This is a genomic window from Arthrobacter arabinosi (assembly GCF_054511115.1).
Genome location: NZ_JBTNDF010000003.1, coordinates 56,108 through 77,329, shown reverse-complemented (window position 1 = coordinate 77,329; position 21,222 = coordinate 56,108). Strand labels below are relative to the sequence as shown.

The window sequence follows — 21,222 nt, the reverse complement described above, 5'->3', positions numbered from 1 at the left end:
CCATGCAGCTAGAGATCGATCTGGCAGGGCAGCGGGTGGTGGTCGTCGGGGCCGACCGGGCATCACGCAGGGTCGTGGCGCGGTACCGCGCCGCCGGGGCGGACGTCGGACGCGTCGACGGCGCGGGTACCCTGGCCGAGGATGCGCTCGCCGCCACCGACCTCGTGGTCCTCGTGGAGAACGGGGACCAGGACGGACCGGCGTCGAAGGGTGCAGCGACCCCTCGGTGCGGGACCGGTCGATCGATGCCGGCAGGGCGGGACCGGGATGGCGGCGGCGACGCCCTGCGGGATCGATGCCGCCGGGCCGGTGTCCTGTTCACGAGGGAGGCCGCCGCCGTCGGCGCCGGGCACGCGACGCTGATCGGTGGTGGGCCCGGTGCGCTCGGGCTGCTGACGCTGGAGGCCGCGGCAGCACTGCGGGAGGCCGACGTCGTGCTGTACGACAGGCTGGCGCCCACCGAGGCCCTGGCCGAGCTCGCCCCCGCCGCGGAGCTGATCGACGTCGGCAAGCTGCCCGGCCACCACCGGGTTCCGCAGTCCGGCATCAACGACCTGCTGGTCCGGCACGCGCTCGCCGGGCAGCACGTGGTCCGGCTCAAGGGCGGTGATCCCTTCGTCTTCGGCCGCGGCAGCGAGGAGCTCGGCGCGTGCCTCGAGGCACGGGTTCCCTGCCGGGTGGTCCCCGGCGTCAGTTCGGCGATCTCCGTCCCGGCCGCCGCGGGCATCCCGGTGACCCATCGGGGCGTGAGTCACATGTTCACGGTCGTCTCGGGCCATGCTCCCCTCACCGACGACGAGCACCTGCACCTTGCGGGACTCGGCGGGACCGTCGTCGTGCTGATGGGCGTCTCGACGCTTCCGCAGCTGGTCGCCGGTCTCGGCCGTGCCGGCATGCGGCCGGACATGCCCGTCGCCGTCGTCGAGCGCGGCTACAGCGCCTCGCAGCGGACGACGGCGGGGACGCTCTCGACCATCATCACCGCGGCGGGTACCGCGCGTTGCCAGTCACCGGCGGTGCTCGTGATCGGGGAGGTGGTGCGCGTGGGCCTCGACCTGCAGGGCGGCGCCGCGCACCTCGCCCGCCTGACCGCGTCGCTCGCATCATGACGGAGGTCCTGCGCGGCGACCCCGCCGGTGGACAGCTCGCCGGCTTCCGCATCGGCGTGACGTCCGATCGCCGCTCGGGGGACCTGATCGACGCCCTGGAGCGGCGGGGCGCCTCGGTGTTCCATGCGCCCGCCCTGAAGATCGCGCCGATCGCGGAGGACGTGGACCTGCTCTCCGACACCACGGACATGGTCGCGGCCCGGCCCGATCTGTTCATCATCACCACGGCCTACGGCATGCGGCGCTGGTTCGAGGCGGCGGACGCGGCAGGGTTGGGGGACGACCTCCTGGAGGTGCTCGGCGGCGGCCGCATCTACGTGCGCGGCCCCAAGGCCAGGGGAGCGGTACGTGCGGCAGGGCTCGACGACGTGGGCATCAGTTCGGACGAGACCACCGCGACCCTCGTGGACGAGCTGCTGCAGCAGGACCTGGCGGGCCTGACCATCGGCGTGCAGCTGCATGCCTACGCGGACGCCCACCAGTTGGAGCGGCTGCGCTCGGCCGGGGCCACCCTGCTCACCGTCACGCCCTACCGCTGGATCAAGCCGGAGGGGTCCGAGCGGCTTCCACGCCTCATCGACGCCGTGTGCACCGGGCAGCTCGATTGCGTCACCTTCACGAGTGCGCCCGCGGTCGACGCCCTGTTCAGCACGGCCGCGGAGCAGGGCCTCCAGGAGGAGCTGATCGGTCGTTTCCAGCGGAGCGTCGTCGCCGCCGCCGTCGGTCCCGTGACCGCCCAGCCCCTGTTCGACGCCGGGATCGCGCCCATCGTCCCCGAGCGTTTCCGCATGGGCGCACTGATCCGCCTGGTGTGCGATCACCTCGCCGAGCATCACGTGGATCAGCTCGCCACGCGTGCCGGGTACGTCGAGGTGCGGGGACGGGCCGTGCGTGTCGACGGGGTGCAGGTGGATCTCGCCCCCGCGCAGCTCGTGCTGTTCAAGGCGCTGATGTCCGCGCGCGGTGCCGTGCTCGGCCGCGATGCCCTGACGAACCTGCTCGACCACACGGGGGCCGGCCACGCACTGGACATGAACGTGAACCGGTTGCGGAAATGCCTGCCGGATCCACGGTTGGTCGAGACGGTGGTCAAGCGCGGTTACCGGCTCCACGTGTAGGCCCGCCCGTCCCCACGGCTCCTCACGGGGCGACCGGTGCGACCGGTGCGCCCGCCACGGCGAAGTGCTGCTCGATCACGGCCCGGATGTCGTCGTGGCAACCTCCGCAGCCCGTGCCTGCCCGCGTACCCGCCGAGACCTCGACCACGGTCGCGCAGCCGGCGTGGACGGAGCCCTCCACGGTGCCCCGGGTGACTCCCGCGCACCGGCAGAGCGTGGCATCGGGCCCCGGTGGCAGGGCGGCTCCCGCCCCCTCGGTGCTGTCGAGGCGGAGGAGGCTCGACCGGTCGGCCGGGAGCTCGCTCCCTCGTTCGAAGAGCAGGACCAGTTCGGCGCCGGTCCGCGGCATCCCGACGCAGACCAGGCCGGTCAGGACGCCGTCACGGGTGACCATCTTCGCGTAGCGCCCGTGGCCCGGGTCCGTCCAGACCGCGACGGCGAGGCCGGGGTCCACCGACCATGGATCGGCGCCGGTCTCGCCCGCAGTGACGGCGTCCACACCGCGTGCCTTGAGGACCAGGACGGCGTCGCGCCGGTCGGGCGGGCCGGCGGCGGCGGCGGGGGTGCCGGTCAGCTCGGCGGTGAACGCCAGGCCGAGCTGGTCGGCCTGCTGCCAGCCCGGGCCGATCAGGCCCTGGGGCGTGGTGGTGCCGGAGCAGGCCGCGCAGGAGGGTGCCCAGCAGCGCACCTCCGCGCAATCACCGAGGGCCCAGATGTCCTGCGTGTCGAGAGCCCGGAGTCCGTGGTCCACGAGGATGCCGGCGGCGGTCTTGAGATCGCACCCGTCGGCGAGCTCGGTTCGCGGACGCACGCCGCAGGCGAGGACGAGGGCCCCGCCGTCGACGTGCGTGCCGCCCTCGAGGACCAGGCCCGAGAAGCGGCCGTCGGTCAGGGTGATCGCCGTCGCGGCGGCGCCCACCACGGTGATGCCGGCCCGGACGAGTGCCGCGCGCAGCACCCGCGCGCCTTCACCGAGGAACCGTTCCATGGGGGCACGGCCGGTGTGGACGAGGGTGACCCGGGCGCCCTCCTCTGCAGCGGCGAGGGCGGCCTCGAGGCCGAGGATGCCACCGCCCAGCACCACGATGCGCTCCTGGGCGGCCATCGCGGCGGACAGCGCCCGCGCGTCGGCGAGGTCCCGGAGGAAGCCGACACCAGGGGGGAGGGAGTCGCCGTCGACCCCCGCGAGCCGGGGCAGGACGGGACGTGACCCGGTCGCGAGGACAAGACGGTCGTAGTCGACGGCCCCGCCGTCGTCGAGCAGGACACGGCGGAACGGCCGGTCCACCCGGACCACGCGTGCACCGAGCCGCACCTCCATGCCCAGTGCGGTCAGCGCAGCGGCATCGGACAGCCGGAGGGCTGATTCGGGCGTACGGCCGACGGCGACGTCCGCGACGAGCACCCGGTTGTAGGCCGCCTCGGGCTCCTGGCCGATCACGGTGACGGTGGCCGTCCCCGAGGCGACGAGTGGCTCGAGGTGTTCGATCAGCCGCGCGGCGACGGGGCCGAAGCCCACGACGACGATCCGCTCCGGCCCGGGCGTGCTGCTACTCATGCGAAGACCTCCGGCTGTTCCCCGACCGCTCGCTGCACGTGGTCCCTGAGTGAGGCCACCCGGACCGGGGTGGTCTTGAATTCCGGCATGCCCGAGACCGGGTCGGTGGAGCTGCCCGTCAGGCGGTTCGCGGTTCCCGGACCGGCGTAGTGGAAGGCGAGGAAGACCGTGTCTTGGCGGATGTCGCCGGTCAGGTCCGCGACCGCGTGCGCTTCGCCCTGCGCGCTGCTGATGACGACGGCGTCGCCCTGGCCCACACCGAGGTCCTGTGCCGTGGCGGGGTGCAGCTGCAGGCGGGGGCCGGGCTGCGCCGCGAGGAGCTCCGGGACGCGCCGGGTCTGCGTGCCCGACTGGTAGTGCTCCAGGAGGCGGCCCGTCGCGAGCAGCAGCGGTGCGGGGATCCGGGCGCCCGTGGCATCGACGCGTGGTGCGACGGGCACCAGCACCGCTCGTCCGCCGGGCTGGGGGAATGTGTCGAGGAAGAGGCGGGGGGTGCCGGTGCTGCCGCTCGGGTACGGCCAGTAGGCGGGGGTGTCGCCGTCCAGCACGGCGTAGTCGAGGCCGGAGTAGTCGGCCGGGCCGCCGGCGCTGGCCCGCGCGAGTTCGTCGAACATGGTCTCCGGGTCCTCGCTGAAGAGGGACGGGGCGTCGAGCAGGCGCGCCAGCTCCTGCATGACCCACAGCTCGCTACGTGCACCGGCGGGTGCGGCGACCGCGGGCCGACGGCGGAGGATCCGCCCCTCGAGGTTGGTCACCGTGCCCTCCTCCTCGGCCCACTGCAGGACGGGCAGGACGACGTCCGCGAGGGCGGCGGTCTCGGAGAGGAAGAAATCGGAGACCACGAGGAGGTCGAGGGACGCCAGGCCCCGGATGACTCTCGAGGCGTCGGGGGCCGAGACCGCGATATTGGCTCCATGGACGAAGAGGCAGCGGGTGCCGTCCGGCTCCCCGAGGGAAGCGAGCAGTTCGACGGCGGGCAGGCCCGGCCCGGGGATGGCCTGCTCGGGCACTCCCCAGACGGAGGCCACGTGGGCGCGGGCGGCGGGGTCGGTGATCCTGCGGTAGCCCGGCAGCTGGTCCGCCTTCTGCCCGTGCTCGCGCCCACCCTGCCCGTTGCCCTGGCCCGTGAGGGTGCCGTACCCGCTCGCTGCCGTCCCGGGCAGGCCGAGGAGCAGCGCGAGGTTGATCGCTGCCGTGGTGGTGTCGGTGCCGTCGGCGTGCTGCTCGATACCCCGACCGGTGAGGATGTAGGCACCCGGTCCGCCGAGCGCCCCGCTGTGCGCACCGCGGGCGAGCAGCCTCGCCGCAGCGCGGATCGCGGTGGCCGGTACGCCGGTGATGCCCTGCACGCGCTCGGGCCACCAGCGCGCGAGGCCCCGTGCCACGTCGTCGTCCCCGCGCGTGCGGGCCTGGAGGAAGGAGCGGTCCTCGAGGCCCTCGGCGACCACCACGTGCGCGAGTCCGAGCAGGAGCGCGAGGTCGGTGCCGGGGGTGGGCTGCAGGTGGAGGCCCCTGCCCTGCTCGGTGAGGCGCGCGGTCGCCGAGCGGCGGGGGTCGACGACGATCAGCCCGCCTGCCGCCTGCGCCCCCCGGAGATGCTGGACGAAGGGCGGCATGGTGTCGGCGGCGTTGGAGCCGAGCAGCAGGACCACCGAGGCCGAACCGAGGTCCTCCAGGGGGAAGGGGAGGCCACGGTCGAGGCCGAAGGCCCGGTTCCCGGCGGCGGCTGCGGAGGACATGCAGAACCTGCCGTTGTAGTCGATCCGGGACGTGCGCAGTGCGAGGCGCGCGAACTTGCCGAGGGTGTACGCCTTCTCGTTGGTGAGGCCACCACCACCGAACACCGCCACGGCGTCCCGGCCGTGCTCGGCCTGGATGCTCCGCACACGCTCGCTGATGAGGTTCAGCACCTCGGTCCACCCGGCCTCGCGGAGGACGCCGTCCGTGCCGCGCAGCAGGGGAGCGGTGAGGCGTTCAGGGTGGCGCAGCAGGTCGGCGGCGGACCAGCCCTTCCGGCACAGCCCGCCGCGGTTGGTGGGGAAGTCGCGGCCGGTGACCGTGGCGCCGTCGTCGTGCTGTCCGGCGTCCCCGTGGACGTGCCCGTGGTTCGCCGTGACGGTGATCGCGCACTGCAGCGCGCAGTAGGGACAGTGCGTCGCGGTCCCGGCCTGCTCCGGCATCGGATCAGACCTTGCCGAGCGTCGACGAGCGGCGCAGGTAGAAGAACCAGGTGACGGCGAGCATCAGGACATAGCCGGCTACGAAACCGTAGAACGCTCCGTCGTAGCTGCCCGAGGCGCCCTTCGAGGCGTTGAGGACCTGGGGGATCAAGAACCCGCCGTAGGCGCCGACGGCCGAGATGAGGCCGAGGGCCGCCGCGGACTTGCGGGCGGTGCTGACCGACTCGCGGAGTTCGGTGGAGCCGGCTGCGGCGCCGCGTCGGGCGAAGATGACGGGGATCATGCGGTAGGTGGCACCGTTGCCGGCACCGGCCGCAGCGAAGAGGATCAGGAACAGGCCGAGGAAGAGCCAGAACATGCCGAGGGGGAGGGTCCAGACCACGATCAGGGCGACGGCCGCCATCACCGCGAAGGCCCCCATCGTGATGAGCGCCCCGCCGAAGCGGTCCGCGAGCCGCCCGCCGAAGGGCCGGGCCAGCGAACCGACCAGGGGGCCGAGGAAGGCCAGCCCCAGGGTGACCGGGCCCATGGAGATCGTGGAGAAGTCGGGGAAGGAGTCGACGATCAGCTTCGGGAAGACGCCGGCGAAGCCGATGAAGGAGCCGAAGGTGCCGATGTACAGCAGTGCCATGATCCACAGGTGCGGCTCCCGGACCGCAGCGAGGGACCCTGCGATGTCGCTCTTGGCGTTGGAGAGGTTGTCCATGTACTTCCACGCACCGAAGGCAGCCACCAGGATCAACGGTATCCAGATCAACCCGGCGATCGGCAGGTTCAGCGCGGCCGCGGCGCCGAGGACGACGGCGATCGGCACCACGAGCTGGGCGACGGCGGCACCGAGGTTGCCACCGGCCGCGTTGAGCCCCAGAGCCCAGCCTTTTTCGCGGGCCGGGTAGAAGTAGGTGATGTTCGCCATCGAGCTCGCGAAGTTGCCGCCGCCGAAGCCGGCGAGGGCCGCGACGGCGAGCATCACGCCGAACGGGGTGTCCGGGTTCGAGACACAGAGCGCGAGCCCGATGGACGGGACGAGCAGCAGCAGCGCCGAGATGATCGTCCAGTTGCGACCGCCGAACCTCGGCACCATGAAGGTGTAGGGGATGCGCAGGGACGCACCGACGAGGGACGGCATGGAGATCAACCAGAAGATCTGCGACGTCGTGAAGGTGAAGCCCGCTGCGGGGAGGTAGACCACGACGATGGACCAGAGCTGCCAGACCACGAACCCGAGGAACTCGCAGGCGATGGACCACTGCAGATTGCGCCTGGCGATGGTCTTGCCGACGGTGTCCCACTGCGTGGTGTCCTCGGCGTCCCAGTTGTCGATCCACCGGCCGGGACGGTGCGTGAGCGTCGCGCTCGCGGCGGGCGCCGGGGCCAGTGTGGGGGATGCTGCTTCGTCGATGCTCACTCGGGTCCTCCAGGGATGGTTCCTGCGTTTCCCTGAAGCTAGTCAGCGCGCATTTCCGGTCCCTGCGCGCCACGTAAACGCTTCGTGACGTTCACCTATCCGGCGCCGGGGCGCACTGTGAAGGAGACCGGGCGGGCGGACTGCCGTCCGGGCGGGAAGCCGGGCGAGGAGGCATGCTCAGTAGGACGGCGCGGCAGGCAGGCCGAAGTGCTGCTCTAGGGTCTGCGTGCCGGCCGCCCTCATCGCCAGGGCGACGTCCTTACCCACGTAGCGGAAGTGCCAGGACTCGGCCGAGAACCCCGTGATCTCGTGGAACCCGAGCGGGTACCTGAGGATGAAGCCGAAATCGGCGGCGTGCGCTGCCGCCCACTGCGCGGCGGGCGTGTCCCGGAAGCAGAGGACGAGGGTGCAGGCACCATCGGCCTGCGCGAGGTCGAACGCGAGCCCCGTCTGGTGCTCCGAATAGCCCGGGCGGGCCGACACCGTGTCCGCGCCGGCCGGGTCGCCGTACTGGCCCACCCAGTACGCGTACGTCGACTCCTGGTCCGCGAAGGACCGGTAGCCGCTGACCAGGACGAGGCCCACGCCGTCGGCCGCGGCCGCGGCGAACATCTCCTCCACAGCCGCCGCGGCAGCGGGGCGCAGGAGATCGAAGCTGGTCGGCGCGGCGACGTCCGGGCGGCGCAGGTCGGCGGGCGCGTAATCCAGCGGTGTCAGGGGCCTGCGCTTGTTCACGACGACGTCCACGGCGGCGGGGTCGGTGTGCGCCGTCGCGGCCGGAGTGCGGGGTGCGGCCGACGCACCCGCGGTGGGTGACGCCGCCGGACCGCTTCCGGCGGGACGGGGCTCGCGCGGGGGCGGAGCCGGCAGGCTTCCGGCCGGCGGGTCCGTCGAGGCGGCGGTGCTCGACGCCGCGCCGGAGGGAGCATCGGGCGCGGGGCCCGGCCCGGAACATGCCGCGAGCGTCACCGCGAGGACGACCAGCGTCACCAGCGGCAGGACGCGCACGGTCAGGTCTTCCGGAGGAGCATGCGGCGCACCGAGTGGTCGGCGTCCTTGGTGAGCACCAGCTGCGCCCGTCCGCGGGTGGGCAGGACGTTCGCCACGAGGTTGGGCTCGTTGATGCGCTCCCAGATGCCCGAGGCCGTCCGGCGGGCTTCCTCGTCGCTGAGGGCCGCGTACCGGTGGAAGTAGGACTGCGGGTTCGCGAACGCGCCGGAGCGCAGCGACTGGAAGCGGTGGATGTACCACTCCTTGATGTTCGAGGTCTTCGCGTCCACGTAGATGGAGAAGTCGAAGAAATCGCTCAGCGCGAGCCCCGTGATGCCGTCCGGGCGAGGACGCGCGGGTGCGAGGACGTTGAGGCCCTCCACGATGAGGACGTCGGGGCGGCGCACCACCACCTCGCGGCCCGGCACGATGTCGTAGGTGAGATGCGAGTACGAGGGGGCACGCACCTCGGCTGCCCCGCTCTTCACCTCGCTGACGAAGCGCAGGAGCCGCCGGCGGTCGTAGGACTCGGGGAAGCCCTTGCGCTGCATGAGGCCCCGACGCTCGAGCTCCGCGTTCGGGTAGAGGAAGCCGTCCGTGGTGATCAGGGCGACGTCGGGTGTGTCCGGCCAGCGCCGCAGGAGCTCCCGCAGCACCCTCGCCGTCGTCGACTTGCCCACCGCCACGGACCCGGCGACGCCGATCACGAAGGGCGTGCGGGTGGTGCGCTCGCCGAGGAACGTGTTGGTCGCCGCGTGGAGCTGGCCGGCCGCGGCCGTGTAGAGGTTCAGCAGGCGGGAAAGAGGCAGGTAGACCTCCCGCACCTCGTCGAGGTTCAGGGCGTCGCCCAGGCCGCGCAGGCGCTGGACGTCCTCGGCGTTCAGGGGGCTCCGGATCTCGTTGGACAGGCGCGACCACATCTGGCGGTCGAGTTCCACGAATGGAGTGAAGGACTCCGCACCGGTGGCCTGCTGCGTGCCCGTGCCTCTGTCATTCACCCGATGATTCTGCCCGGTGGCCTGCACATTAACAAACGCGGTCACCGGTACGCTTGATGTCATGTGTGGAATCGTTGGATATGTGGGCCGGGAACGCGGCCAGGGATCGTCGGTGCTCGACTCTGTCGCCCCGGCGTTCGAGAAGGAGCCGTCCGAGTCGCAGCACGGCGCGCTCGACGTCGTCATGGAGGGCCTCCGGCGCCTCGAATACCGCGGGTACGACTCCGCCGGCGTGGCAGTGATCACTCCCGCCGGGATCGAGTCGCGCAAGAAGGCGGGCAAGCTGACGAACCTCGTGGGTGAGCTGGAGGCGGATCCGCTGCCCCGATCGCTGACAGGGATCGGGCACACGCGCTGGGCGACCCACGGCGGCCCCACCGACCAGAACGCCCACCCGCACCTCGCCGACGGTGACCGGCTCGCCCTGATCCACAACGGCATCATCGAGAACTACGCCGAGCTGAAGGCGGAGCTGACCGGTGAGGGATTGACGTTCATCTCGGACACCGACACCGAGGTCGCCGCCGGGCTCGTCGGCCACCTGTACCGCGGGCTCGTCGAGAGCGGTGCCGAGGGCGACCTCCTGACCCTCGCCCTGCAGCAGGCCTGCCAGCGTCTCGAGGGCGCCTTCACGCTCCTCGCCATCCACGAGGACCAGCCCGGCGTCGTCGTCGCCGGCCGGCGAAACTCGCCCCTCGTGGTGGGGCTCGGTGACGGGGAGAACTTCCTCGGATCGGACGTCTCCGGGTTCATCGACTTCACGCGCCGCGCCGTCGAGCTCGGCCAGGACCAGATCGTCACCATCACGCCCGACGACGTCACCATCACCGACTTCTTCGGTGCCCCCGCCGAGGGCACCGAGTTCCACGTGAGCTGGGACGCCGCGGCCGCCGAGAAGGGCGGCTTCGACTCCTTCATGGAGAAGGAGATCCACGACCAGCCCGACGCCGTCGGCCAGACCCTCCTCGGCCGCTCCGACGTCCGCGGCAACCTGATGCTCGACGAACTGCGCATCGACGAGACGATCATGCGGTCGGTCGACAAGATCGTGGTGCTCGCCTGCGGCACCTCCGCCTACGCGGGCCAGGTGGCCAAGTACGCCATCGAGCACTGGTGCCGTATCCCCACCGAGGTGGAGCTGTCCCACGAGTTCCGGTACCGCGACCCGATCGTGAACGAGAAGACGCTCGTCGTCGCGATCTCCCAGTCCGGCGAGACCATGGACACCCTGATGGCCGTCCGGTACGCCCGCGAACAGGGTGCGAAGGTCGTGGCGATCTGCAACACCAACGGCTCCACGATCCCCCGCGAAGCCGACGCCGTGCTGTACACGCACGCCGGCCCGGAGATCGCCGTCGCGTCGACGAAGGCCTTCCTCGCGCAGATCACCGCCGCGTACCTGCTGGGCCTGTACCTCGCCCAGCTGCGCGGCAACAAGTACCGCGACGAGATCGCCGACGTCCTCGCGGACCTCTCGGCCATCCCGGCCAAGATCCAGGCCGTCCTCGACGACGCCGACAAGATCAAGCAGCTCGGCACGGACATGGCCAACGCCAAGTCGGTGCTGTTCCTCGGCCGCCACGTGGGCTTCCCCGTGGCCATGGAGGGGGCGCTGAAGCTCAAGGAGCTGGCCTACATCCACGCCGAGGGCTTCGCCGCCGGCGAGCTCAAGCACGGGCCGATCGCCCTGATCGAGGAAGGCCAGCCCGTCGTCGTGGTCATGCCGTCCCCGAGCGCCCGCGACTCGCTGCACGCGAAGGTGGTGTCCAACGTCCAGGAGATCCGCGCCCGCGGCGCCGTGACCATCGTCATCGCGGAGGAGGGCGACACCGACGTCGAGGCGTACTCGGAGCACGTGTTCTACGTGCCGAAGTCCCCGACGCTGCTCGCCCCGCTGCTGACCACGGTGCCGCTGCAGATCTTCGCCCTCGCCCTCGCGAGCGCCAAGGGCTACGACGTCGACCAGCCGCGCAACCTGGCGAAGTCGGTCACGGTTGAGTAGTACCCTCCCGGTGCCGCTGCGGATCCCCGGAGCGGCACCCGGGCGGGTGCGGTCGTGATCGTCGGCATCGGCGTCGACGTCGTGGACGTCGAACGCTTCCGGCAGCAGCTCGAACGAACCCCGGGGCTCCTCCAGCGCCTGTTCGTGCCCGCCGAACGCCACCTGAACACCCGGTCCCTCGCCGCGCGGTTCGCCGCCAAGGAGGCCGTCGCGAAGGCCGTCGGTGCCCCGGTCGGCATGAACTGGCAGCACTGCACCATCGCGGTGGACGAGGCGGGAGCGCCCTCGGTCGTCGTCGACGGGACCGTGGCGGACGCCGCTCGTGCCCGGGGCGTCGAGACGTGGCACCTGTCCATCAGCCACGACGGCGGCCTGGCCACGGCCATGGTGGTCGCCGAGGGCAGCCGGCCGCCCGCCGGAAAATAGTAACCTTGCTGATTATCGCCTGACTTACCGCTAAGCTGGATCATATGCTCCCAGCCTTTTCCGGTGGTGACGTCCGCGCTGCGGAGGCACCCCTTCTCGACGCCGGCCAGGGCGACGCCCTCATGCAGAAGGCCGCCCACGGCCTGTTCGGCGTCTCCCTCGGCCTCCTGCGCGACGCCGGGCGCGGCACCTACGGCGCCACCGCCGTCGTGCTGGCCGGCAGCGGGAACAACGGCGCGGATGCGCTGTACGCGGGGGAGCGGCTCCTGCGCCGGGGCGTCGGAGTCACCGCGATCCTCATGGCGGACCGCGTCCACACCGCTGGGCTGGACGCCTTCACGCGGGCGGGCGGAACGAGCACCCGGCTCGCGGACGCGACGGATCCCGCCGCGCCTGCGGCCCACGCCGCCGCCTCCGACCTCCTCCTCGACGGGATCCTCGGCACGGGGGCCAGCGGCGGCCTCCGCGGGACCTCGGCGGACTTCGTCCGGGCCTTCGACGCTGCGGCCGGTCCGCGCTCCGCCCGGTCCACGATCGTCGTCGCCTGCGACCTGCCGAGCGGCATCGGCGTGGACTCGGGGCGCGTCGACGGGCCCGTCCTCCTCGCGGACGCGACCGTCACGTTCGGGGCCGCGAAGCCGGGCCTCCTGATCGGCGACGGCGCCGTGGCCGCCGGGGAGCTCAACGTCGTGGACATCGGCCTCGACTTCTCGGGCTTCACGCCCGCGGCACGCAGCCTCCAGGGTTCCGACGCCGCCGCCCTCCTCCGCCTGCCGGAGGCACACGACCAGAAGTATTCGCGGGGTGTCCTCGGCGTCGCCGCGGGTTCCGCACGCTACCCGGGAGCTGCGGCCCTCGCCGTGGGCGCCGCGCTGGCCACGGGCATCGGGATGGTGCGCTATCTCGGCCCCGAGGCCGTGGCCGCGCTGATCCACCAGCGGAACCCGGAAGCCGTGGCGTCCACGGGGTCGGTCGCCGAGGCACAGTCCCAGGCCTGGCTCGTCGGTCCCGGCGCCGTGGACGACGACGGGCAGCGCCGGCGCGCCGTCGACGCCATGGCCTCGGGACTGCCCGTCGTCGTCGACGCGGGAGCGCTGGCCGAGGTACCGGATCGCGTGGGCCCGCAGGTCGTCCTCACACCCCACGCGGGTGAGCTCCGCGACCTGCTGGCGGCCCGCGGCATCGACGCCGAGCGGTCGGAGATCGAGGCCGAGCCCGCCCACTTCGCGCTGCGCGCCGCCGAGAGCACGGGCGCCACAGTGCTCCTCAAGGGGTACACGACGGTCGTCGCCGCACCCTCGGGTGCCCTGTTCGTCCAGGCCGACGCGACGCCCTGGCTGTCCACTGCCGGGTCCGGGGACACGCTCTCCGGCATCATCGGCGCCCTCGCGGCGACACTCGCCGAGGACGACGGCGCGGCCGACCGCGTGGGCGTCGCACCCGAGGACCTCTGGGCGGCGATCGCCGCGGCCGGAGCCCTGATCCACGGGCGGGCCGGGCGGCGCGCCGCCCGGTCCGGACCCGTGGTGGTCTCCGGCCTGCCCGCATCCATCCGCGCGGTGGTCGCGGACCTCGTCGAGGAGCGTCGACTGGCCGCAACCCCCTGAGGTGACCGACGCAATTAACCGCGCGGACAGACCAATGCGCTATGCATGAAGAAAGCACGCGGGGCAGGACCCCGACGTCTGCGAGCAACACCGTGACCGCCCATGGAGGCGGCCACGGCAGAAGATACAAGGAGAACTCATGGAATTATGGCCCGGCGACGCGTATCCCCTGGGAGCCACCTACGATGGCACCGGAACGAACTTCGCGCTCTACAGCGAGGTCGCGGACCTCGTCGTCCTCTGCCTCTTCGACGACGACGGCACCGAGACGTGCATCGAACTCAAGGAGGTCGACGGCTACGTCTGGCACGGGTACCTCCCGCAGGTGACACCCGGGCAGAAGTACGGCTACCGGGTCCACGGCCCGAACAACCCGGCCGAGGGACACCGCTGCAACCCGAACAAGCTGCTCCTCGACCCCTACGCGAAGGCCATCTCCGGCGACCTCGACTGGGACCAGGCGCTGTTCGGCTACAACTTCGGCGACGAGCACTCCGTCAACAACGAGGACTCCGCGGCACACATGATGCTCGGCGTCGTCGTCAATCCCTTCTTCAACTGGGACGGCGACCGCATGCCGCGGACGCCCTACCACCAGTCCGTCATCTACGAGGCGCACGTCAAGGGCCTCACCCAGCTGCACCCCGACATCCCCGAGGAGCAGCGCGGCACCTACGCCGGCATCGCCCACCCGTCGGTGATCGCCCACCTGCAGAAGCTCGGCGTCACGGCGATCGAGCTCATGCCCGTGCACCAGTTCGTCAACGACAGCACGCTGCAGGAGAAGGGCCTCTCGAACTACTGGGGCTACAACACCATCGGCTTCTTCGCCCCGCACAACAAGTACACCTCCACGGGTGACCAGGGCGAGCAGGTCCAGGAATTCAAGGCCATGGTGCGCGAACTGCACCTCGCCGGCATCGAGGTCATCCTCGACGTGGTCTACAACCACACCGCCGAGGGCAACCACATGGGCCCCACCATCTCCATGCGCGGCATCGACAACGCGTCCTACTACCGCCTGGTGGAGGACGACAAGCAGTACTACATGGACACCACGGGCACCGGCAACTCGCTGAACGTCGGGAACCCGCACTCCCTGCAGCTGCTCATGGACTCCCTGCGGTACTGGGTCACCGAGATGCACGTCGACGGGTTCCGCTTCGACCTGGCCTCCGCCCTCGCCCGCGAGTTCTACGAGGTGGACCGGCTGTCGGCCTTCTTCGAACTCGTGCAGCAGGACCCTGTGGTCTCGCAGGTCAAGCTCATCGCCGAGCCCTGGGACGTGGGACCCGGCGGCTACCAGGTGGGCAACTTCCCGCCGCAGTGGACGGAGTGGAACGGCAAGTACCGCGACACCGTCCGTGACTTCTGGCGCGGCGAGCCCTCCAGCATCGGCGAATTCGCGTCCCGCCTGACGGGCTCGGCCGATCTCTACGAGCACAGCATGCGGCGCCCCGTCGCCTCGATCAACTTCGTCACGGCCCACGACGGCTTCACCCTGCGCGACCTCGTCTCCTACAACGAGAAGCACAACGAGGCCAACGGCGAGGACAACAACGACGGCGAATCCCACAACCGTTCCTGGAACGGCGGGACCGAAGGCCCCACCGACGACCCCGAGGTCCTCGCGATCCGCGTCCGGCAGCAGCGCAACTTCATCGCGACGCTCCTGCTCTCGCAGGGCGTGCCCATGCTGCTGCACGGCGACGAGATCGGACGCACGCAGGACGGCAACAACAACACCTACTGCCAGGACTCCGAGATCAGCTGGGTTCACTGGGACAAGATGGACCAGCCCCTCCTCGAATTCACCGCGGCCGTCAACCGCCTGCGGTCGGAGCACCCCACCTTCCGCCGTCGTCGCTTCTTCGACGGGCGGCCCGTGCGCCGCGGCGAGGGCGAGGTGCTGCCGGACATCGTGTGGCTGGACACCGCGGGCGAGCTCATGGCCCCCGAGGACTGGGACACCGGCTTCGGCCGCTCGATCGGCGTGTTCCTCAACGGGCAGGGCATCCAGGGACGCGACGCCCGCGGACAGCGGATCGTCGATGCGAACTTCCTGCTGTACTTCAACGCGCACGACGAGGCCGTCGACTTCACCATCCCGTCCGACGAGTACGGCACGTCCTGGGACGAGGTGATCGACACGGCCGGCAAGTACGCCGACACCGCCGCCATCCCGGCCGGCGCGAAGGTCTCGGTCGAAGCGAAGTCCATGGTGGTCCTGCGGGTCCACACCGAGGTCGAGGACCTCGACCACTCGGTCGCGGCGTCCCTGGCGATCCTCGCCAACGAGGTCACCGCCAAGACCGGCACCCCCTAGCATCGCCCCGACAAGTACACCCACCCACCGTCCCAGGAGGATTCCCCACGTGTTGACACCCAGATCGACCTACCGGCTGCAGATCCGGAGCGAGTTCGACCTGCACCGGGCCGCGGCCCTGGTGCCGTACCTGCACGACCTGGGCGTGGACTGGGTGTACCTGTCACCGATCCTGACGGCGGAGAAGGGGTCCGGGCACGGCTACGACGTGACCGACACCTCCGCCGTCGACCCCGACCGCGGCGGCCCCGCCGGGCTCGCAGCCCTCAGCGAGGCCGCCCGGTCGGCGGGGATGGGCGTGCTCGTCGACATCGTCCCCAACCACATGGGCATCGAGACGCCCGCCGACAACCCCTGGTGGTGGCAGCTCCTCCAGGAGGGGCGCGGCTCGCGCATGGCGGAGGCGTTCGACGTCGACTGGGACGCCGGCGACGGACGCCTCCGCGTCCCCGTCCTGGGTGACGGCGAGGACGAACTGGACCAGCTCGCGGTCGTCGACGGCGAACTGCACTACTACGACAACCGGTTCCCCATCGCGGAGGGCACGGCCCACCCGGGTGACACGGGCGCCGAGGTCCACGCCCGCCAGCACTACGAACTCGTGAACTGGCGCCGTGCCGACGCGGAGCTCAACTACCGGCGCTTCTTCGCCGTGAACACGCTCGCGGGCCTGCGCGTCGAGGTCCCATGGGTCTTCCAGGAGAGCCACGGCGAAGTGAAGCGGTGGTTCGACGAAGGCCTCGTGGACGGCCTGCGCATCGACCACCCCGACGGTCTCGCCGACCCCAAGGGCTACCTCGACGACCTCCGCACCCTGACCGGCGGGGCCTACGTGCTCGTGGAGAAGATCCTCGAGCCGGGGGAGACGCTCCCGACGGACTGGGCGACCGAAGGCACCACCGGGTACGACGCCCTCGCGGACATCGACCGGCTCTTCACGGACCCCGCCGGCGAGCACGCGCTCACCGCGTCCGTGCCGGTGGACCCGTTCCACGAGATGACCCACGGGACCAAGCGCGCCATCGCGGACGGCATCCTCCGCTCCGAGGTGCTGCGGCTCGCGCGGCTCGTCCCCGCCACGGCGGACCTCGACGCCGACGCCGCGGCGGACGCCATCGCCGAACTGCTGACCTGCTTCCCCGTGTACCGCAGCTACCTGCCCGGCGGCGCGGAGTACCTCGCCGACGCCGTGCGGGACGCCCAGGTGCGCCGCCCCGACCTCGCGGACACCATCACCGCGCTCCACCCGCTCCTGAACCCGTTCCTCGAGGGCCCAGGGGAGCTGACGGAGCTCGCCCGCCGCTTCCAGCAGACCTCCGGCATGGTCATGGCGAAGGGCGTCGAGGACACCGCGTTCTACCGTTACTCGCGGCTCGTCTCGCTGAACGAGGTCGGTGCCGACCCGGGTATCTTCTCCATCGACCCGCTGGAACTGCACCGTCGCCTGCTCGAGCGGGAGACCGACAGCCCGCTGGCCATGACGACCCTCAGCACCCATGACACCAAGCGCAGCGAGGACACCCGCACGCGCATCTCCGTCCTGTCCGAGCTCGCAGGCGAGTGGACCGACCTCCTCGCGCAGCTCGAGGCGCTGGCGCCCATCAAGGATCCGACGTTCGCGCCGCTGCTGTGGCAGTCCCTCATCGGGGCGTGGCCGCTCAGCAGGGAACGGGCCCACGCCTACGCCGAGAAGGCGTCACGGGAGGCCGACCTCAGCACCCACTGGACCGCGCCCGACGAGGAGTTCGAGCGCGGCATGCACGCCGCCGTCGACGCCGCCTTCGACGACACCGCCGTGTCCGCCCTCATCTCGGGCCTCGTCGAGCGGATCCAGCAGGCGGGCTGGTCCAACTCGATCGGACTGAAGCTGCTCCAGCTCACCATGCCCGGCGTGCCGGACGTCTACCAGGGGACCGAGTTCTGGGACACGTCCCTCGTGGACCCCGACAACCGCCGCGAAGTGGACTACGACGCACGCCGCAAGGTCCTGACGGACCTCGACTTCGGCTCACTGCCATCCGTGGGCGCGGACGCACACGCCAAGCTGCTCGTCGTGTCCCGCGCGCTCAGGCTGCGCCGTGACCGCCCCGAGCTGTTCACCGGCTACGCCGCCATCCCCGCCGCCGGGGAGGCCGCGGGCCACGTCTTCGCGTTCGACCGGGGAGGAGCCATCACCCTCATCACGCGCCTGCCCCACGGGCTCGCACAGGGCGGGGGCTGGGGCGACACCACGCTCGACCTGCCGGAGGGCCGGTACACCTGCGCGCTCACGGGCGCCTCGGTGAGCGGCGGGACCGTCCGGGCCGCCGACATCCTCTCCACTTTCCCCGCAGCACTACTCGTCCAGGAGGACGCCGCATGAGTTCCCCCTTCCAGGTCTGGGCGCCCCGCGCCGAGTCCCTCACCCTCGTCGCAGACGGCGCCCGCTTCCCGATGACGCAGGGCGAGGGCGGCTGGTGGGACGCCTCCGGGGTCCCCGCAGCAGGCGGCGACGTGTCCTACGGCTACCTCGTCGACGGGTCCGAGACACCCGTGCCGGATCCCCGTTCGCGGCGCCAGCCCGACGGCGTGCACGGACTCTCACGGACCTTCGACCCCGCCGCGCACCAGTGGCAGGACGCCGCGTGGCAGTCCCCGGGGATGAACGGTGGCGTCATCTACGAGATGCACCTCGGCACGTTCACGCCCGAGGGCACGCTCGACGCCGCGATCGGCAAGCTCGACCACCTGGTGGATCTCGGCGTGCAGTACGTCGAACTGCTGCCCGTCAACGCGTTCAACGGCACGCACAACTGGGGCTACGACGGCGTCCTCTGGTACGCCGTGCAGGAGACCTACGGCGGCCCGGCCGCATACCAGCGCTTCGTCGACGCCGCCCACCGGAAGGGGCTGGGCGTCATCCAGGACGTCGTCCACAACCACCTGGGCCCCAGCGGCAACTACCTCGGACTCTTCGGCCCCTATCTCACCGAGGGCCTGTCCAACACGTGGGGCGACTCGCTGAACCTCGACGGCCCCCAGTCCGACGAGGTCCGGGACTATGTCGTGGAGAACCTGCTCATGTGGTTCAGGGACTACCACGTGGACGGACTGCGCCTCGACGCCGTGCACGCGCTGCACGACGAGCGCGCCGTGCACATCCTCGAGGAGTTCGCAGCCCGCACGGACGAGTGCGCCGCCGAGCTCGGCAAACCGCTGTTCCTCATCGCCGAATCGGACCTCAACAACCCGCGCCTGATCCAGGGCCGCGACGTCGGCGGGTACGGGCTCGCCGGGCAGTGGAGCGACGACTTCCACCACGCGGTGCACGTCAACCTGACGGGGGAGACCGAGGGCTACTACCTCGACTTCAACTCGGTGGGTGCCCTCGCCAAGGTCCTCGAGAAGGGCTTCTTCCACAACGGGACGTACTCGTCCTTCAGGGAACGCCACCACGGCCGGGAGATCGACCCGACGAAGGTCAGCCCCCTGCAGCTCGTCGTCGCGACCCAGAACCACGACCAGATCGGCAACAGGGCTGCAGGCGACCGCATCAGCGCGACCCTGAACCCCGCCCAGCTCGCGCAGGCCGCCGTCCTGAACATCCTCGGCCCGTTCACGCCGATGCTCTTCATGGGCGAGGAGTACGGGGCGTCCACGCCCTGGCCGTTCTTCACGTCCCACCCCGAGCCGGAGCTCGGCAAGGCCACCGCGGAGGGGCGGCTCCGCGAATTCGAGCGCATGGGCTGGCGCCCCGAGGACGTCCCCAACCCGCAGGACCCCGAGACCTTCGCCTCCGCCAAGCTGGACTGGACGGAAGCGGAGCAGGGACATCACGCCGAACTGCTGGCAACGTACCGCGAACTCATCCGCCTGCGCCGTACACGGCCCGAACTGCGTGACGCCGACTTCGGCAGCATCTCCGTCGACTACGACGAGGACAGCCGCTGGATCGTCCTGCACCGGGGCAGCACCGCCGTCGTCCTGAACCTGAGCGACGCCATGGTGACCGTACCGGTGGGCGGGAGCGACGCGGAGGTCCTGCTGTCCACGGTCGACGGCATCGGGCTGCTCGCCGACACGGTGCAGCTCCCGGCCCACGCCTCGCTGGTGATCAGCCGGGCCTGAACCCGGATCAGGACTCTGCAAGGGTTTCGACAGGAGTGGAGGCCGCCGACCGAAGGGTCGGCGGCCTCCGGCATACTGGCTGAAGATCCTTCCTCACAGGAGGCGGATCCCTGAGCGTCCGGAGACGGGACCGGGACGAACGAGGCGGCAGGAACACCATGACACTGGACATCACGACTCTGCGGGTCGCCTTCGGCGCCGTCGCGATCACCCTCCTCGTGCTGTTCTACACCGTCGCCTTCCGCCAGACCCGCTCCGCGTACAGCGCCTGGTGGTGCGCCGCAATCCTGTTCTTCTGCGCCGGGTCCTCCCTCCACCTGCTCGACGGCACCCAGCACCAGGTGTGGGCCAACCCGTCCGCCAACACGCTGTCGGTACTGGGAACGGTCAGCGTCTGGGCGGGGGCACGCACCCTCCGGACCGGCAGGCCCGGGTGGCTGCAGCTCCTCGCGGCGCCGCTGCTGACGTTGCTGGCCTCCCTGGTCGACAGCCCGGCGACCAACACGTGGTCGGGCGGTCCGGTGTTCCTCGGCATGATGTCGCTGACCATCGGGCTCGCCTCCTGGGAGCTGTGGCGCCTCCCCAGCAGCTACAGCAGGGTGCAGGCGCCGCTCGCCGCGGCGTCCGCGGTCGTCGCGGCGCTGTACCTCGCACGGTGCGTCGCGTTCGTCGCGGGAGGCCCTGAGGGGTACATGTTCCGGACCTTCTTCGATTCGAGCGTCACCGCGCTGGCCACGTTGGTCCTCCTGGTCGTGGTGTCCTTCAGCGCGGCCGCGCTCAGTGCGGAGCAGATCGCGGCCGATCTGCGGACGCGTGCCGACCGGGACGCCCTGACGGGACTGCTCAACCGCGCCGGGTTCCTCGATCTCGCGCACCTGCACGTGGACCGGCTGGCGCGGACGGGACGGCCCGGCGCGCTCATCCTGGCCGACCTCGACTTCTTCAAGGCGATCAACGACACCCACGGGCACGCTGCGGGTGACAGTGTGCTGAAAGCGTTCGCCCGGGCCTGCACGGAGACCGTCAGGGCCACGGACCTCGTGGGGCGTTACGGGGGCGAGGAGTTCATCTTCCTGCTCCCCGGAGCCTCGGTCTCCCGGACCGAGGACATCACCCGCGATGTGAGCCTGGCGTTGCGCGTGCAGCCCACCCCGGGTGGCGTCGTCATGCCGACGGTGAGTTACGGCATCTCCTCGATCGAGGCGTCCGGCTACGACCTCGACGCCGCGATCGCCGCAGCCGACCGGGCGCTGTACGCGGCGAAGGACGGGGGCCGGGACAAGTCCGTGCAGGCCATCGGGTCCCTGGACCGGCGGCAGGGCACCTCCCCGGAGTCGCCCGAGGACAGCCTCACGGCCTGAACCGGGTGCATGCCGGCCGGGAGGTCGTACCG

General features: G+C 71.2%; 14 protein-coding genes. 9 read left to right on the top strand and 5 right to left on the bottom strand.

What is annotated here, in order from left to right; translation table 11 throughout:
- Positions 1–2 precede the first annotated feature (2 nt).
- Both cobA and ACX80P_RS08195 read left to right on the top strand, forming a co-directional pair.
- Positions 3–1,109, top strand: a complete 1,107-nt coding sequence (gene cobA / locus ACX80P_RS08200; protein ID WP_459277601.1) for a uroporphyrinogen-III C-methyltransferase — start codon at positions 3–5, stop codon at positions 1,107–1,109.
- Entirely contained in the window at positions 1,106–2,227 is a 1,122-nt protein-coding gene (locus tag ACX80P_RS08195) for a uroporphyrinogen-III synthase (protein ID WP_459277600.1), read from the top strand. Before cobA ends, ACX80P_RS08195 begins: the two co-directional genes overlap by 4 nt.
- A gap of 22 nt (positions 2,228–2,249) precedes the next feature.
- Here the strand turns inward: ACX80P_RS08195 and ACX80P_RS08190 are convergent, their stop codons facing one another.
- The 5 genes from ACX80P_RS08190 to coaA all read right to left on the bottom strand — a co-directional run bounded on the left by ACX80P_RS08190 (position 2,250) and on the right by coaA (position 9,361).
- Entirely contained in the window at positions 2,250–3,785 is a 1,536-nt protein-coding gene (locus ACX80P_RS08190; protein ID WP_459277599.1) for an FAD-dependent oxidoreductase, read from the bottom strand.
- Entirely contained in the window at positions 3,782–5,965 is a 2,184-nt protein-coding gene (locus ACX80P_RS08185; RefSeq protein WP_459277598.1) for a molybdopterin oxidoreductase family protein, read from the bottom strand. The genes ACX80P_RS08190 and ACX80P_RS08185 overlap by 4 nt, the downstream gene beginning before the upstream one ends.
- A 4-nt stretch (positions 5,966–5,969) precedes the next feature.
- Positions 5,970–7,373, bottom strand: a complete 1,404-nt coding sequence (locus ACX80P_RS08180) for an MFS transporter (RefSeq protein ID WP_459277597.1) — start codon at positions 7,371–7,373, stop codon at positions 5,970–5,972.
- A 177-nt stretch (positions 7,374–7,550) separates the two neighbouring features.
- Positions 7,551–8,381 carry a M15 family metallopeptidase gene (locus ACX80P_RS08175; RefSeq protein ID WP_459277596.1) on the bottom strand — a complete coding sequence of 277 codons (831 nt, stop codon included), beginning with the start codon at positions 8,379–8,381 and terminating at the stop codon, positions 7,551–7,553.
- Between the two features lie 2 nt (positions 8,382–8,383).
- A complete protein-coding gene (coaA, locus tag ACX80P_RS08170; RefSeq protein WP_459277595.1) occupies positions 8,384–9,361 on the bottom strand; it encodes a type I pantothenate kinase in 978 nt (325 codons plus the stop codon).
- Between the two features lie 61 nt (positions 9,362–9,422).
- On the opposite strand from coaA, the gene glmS reads away from it, so the two are divergent.
- The 7 genes from glmS (at position 9,423) to ACX80P_RS08135 (ending at position 21,190) form a co-directional block, all read left to right on the top strand.
- Positions 9,423–11,363 (top strand): glutamine--fructose-6-phosphate transaminase (isomerizing), encoded by a 1,941-nt coding sequence (gene glmS / locus ACX80P_RS08165; protein ID WP_459277594.1) that lies wholly within the window; start codon positions 9,423–9,425, stop codon positions 11,361–11,363.
- A gap of 54 nt (positions 11,364–11,417) precedes the next feature.
- Positions 11,418–11,789 (top strand): holo-ACP synthase, encoded by a 372-nt coding sequence (locus ACX80P_RS08160; RefSeq protein ID WP_459277593.1) that lies wholly within the window; start codon positions 11,418–11,420, stop codon positions 11,787–11,789.
- Positions 11,790–11,833: 44 nt separating this feature from the next.
- Positions 11,834–13,396: a bifunctional ADP-dependent NAD(P)H-hydrate dehydratase/NAD(P)H-hydrate epimerase gene (locus ACX80P_RS08155; protein ID WP_459277592.1), complete on the top strand. Its 1,563-nt coding sequence runs from the start codon at positions 11,834–11,836 to the stop codon at positions 13,394–13,396.
- Positions 13,397–13,535: 139 nt separating this feature from the next.
- Entirely contained in the window at positions 13,536–15,722 is a 2,187-nt protein-coding gene (gene glgX / locus ACX80P_RS08150) for a glycogen debranching protein GlgX (RefSeq protein WP_459277591.1), read from the top strand.
- Positions 15,723–15,771: 49 nt separating this feature from the next.
- Complete coding sequence (gene treY, locus ACX80P_RS08145; protein ID WP_459277590.1) at positions 15,772–18,084, top strand: malto-oligosyltrehalose synthase; 2,313 nt, start codon at positions 15,772–15,774, stop codon at positions 18,082–18,084.
- On the top strand, positions 18,081–19,829 hold the full coding sequence (gene treZ, locus ACX80P_RS08140) for a malto-oligosyltrehalose trehalohydrolase (RefSeq protein WP_459277589.1): 1,749 nt from the start codon (positions 18,081–18,083) through the stop codon (positions 19,827–19,829). The genes treY and treZ overlap by 4 nt, the downstream gene beginning before the upstream one ends.
- Positions 19,830–19,987: 158 nt before the next feature.
- On the top strand, positions 19,988–21,190 hold the full coding sequence (locus tag ACX80P_RS08135; protein ID WP_459277588.1) for a GGDEF domain-containing protein: 1,203 nt from the start codon (positions 19,988–19,990) through the stop codon (positions 21,188–21,190).
- The last annotated feature ends 32 nt before the right edge of the window (positions 21,191–21,222 follow it).

Bases quoted from the DNA above. Each gene is read 5' to 3' on its own strand.
- cobA (WP_459277601.1), top strand. From the start codon at position 3: ATGCAGCTAGAGATCGATCTGGCAGGGCAGCGGGTGGTGGTCGTCGGG.
- ACX80P_RS08195 (WP_459277600.1), top strand. From the start codon at position 1,106: ATGACGGAGGTCCTGCGCGGCGACCCCGCCGGTGGACAGCTCGCCGGC.
- ACX80P_RS08190 (WP_459277599.1), bottom strand. From the start codon at position 3,785: ATGAGTAGCAGCACGCCCGGGCCGGAGCGGATCGTCGTCGTGGGCTTC.
- ACX80P_RS08185 (WP_459277598.1), bottom strand. From the start codon at position 5,965: ATGCCGGAGCAGGCCGGGACCGCGACGCACTGTCCCTACTGCGCGCTG.
- glmS (WP_459277594.1), top strand. From the start codon at position 9,423: ATGTGTGGAATCGTTGGATATGTGGGCCGGGAACGCGGCCAGGGATCG.
- ACX80P_RS08155 (WP_459277592.1), top strand. From the start codon at position 11,834: ATGCTCCCAGCCTTTTCCGGTGGTGACGTCCGCGCTGCGGAGGCACCC.
- glgX (WP_459277591.1), top strand. From the start codon at position 13,536: ATGGAATTATGGCCCGGCGACGCGTATCCCCTGGGAGCCACCTACGAT.
- treZ (WP_459277589.1), top strand. From the start codon at position 18,081: ATGAGTTCCCCCTTCCAGGTCTGGGCGCCCCGCGCCGAGTCCCTCACC.
- ACX80P_RS08135 (WP_459277588.1), top strand. From the start codon at position 19,988: ATGACACTGGACATCACGACTCTGCGGGTCGCCTTCGGCGCCGTCGCG.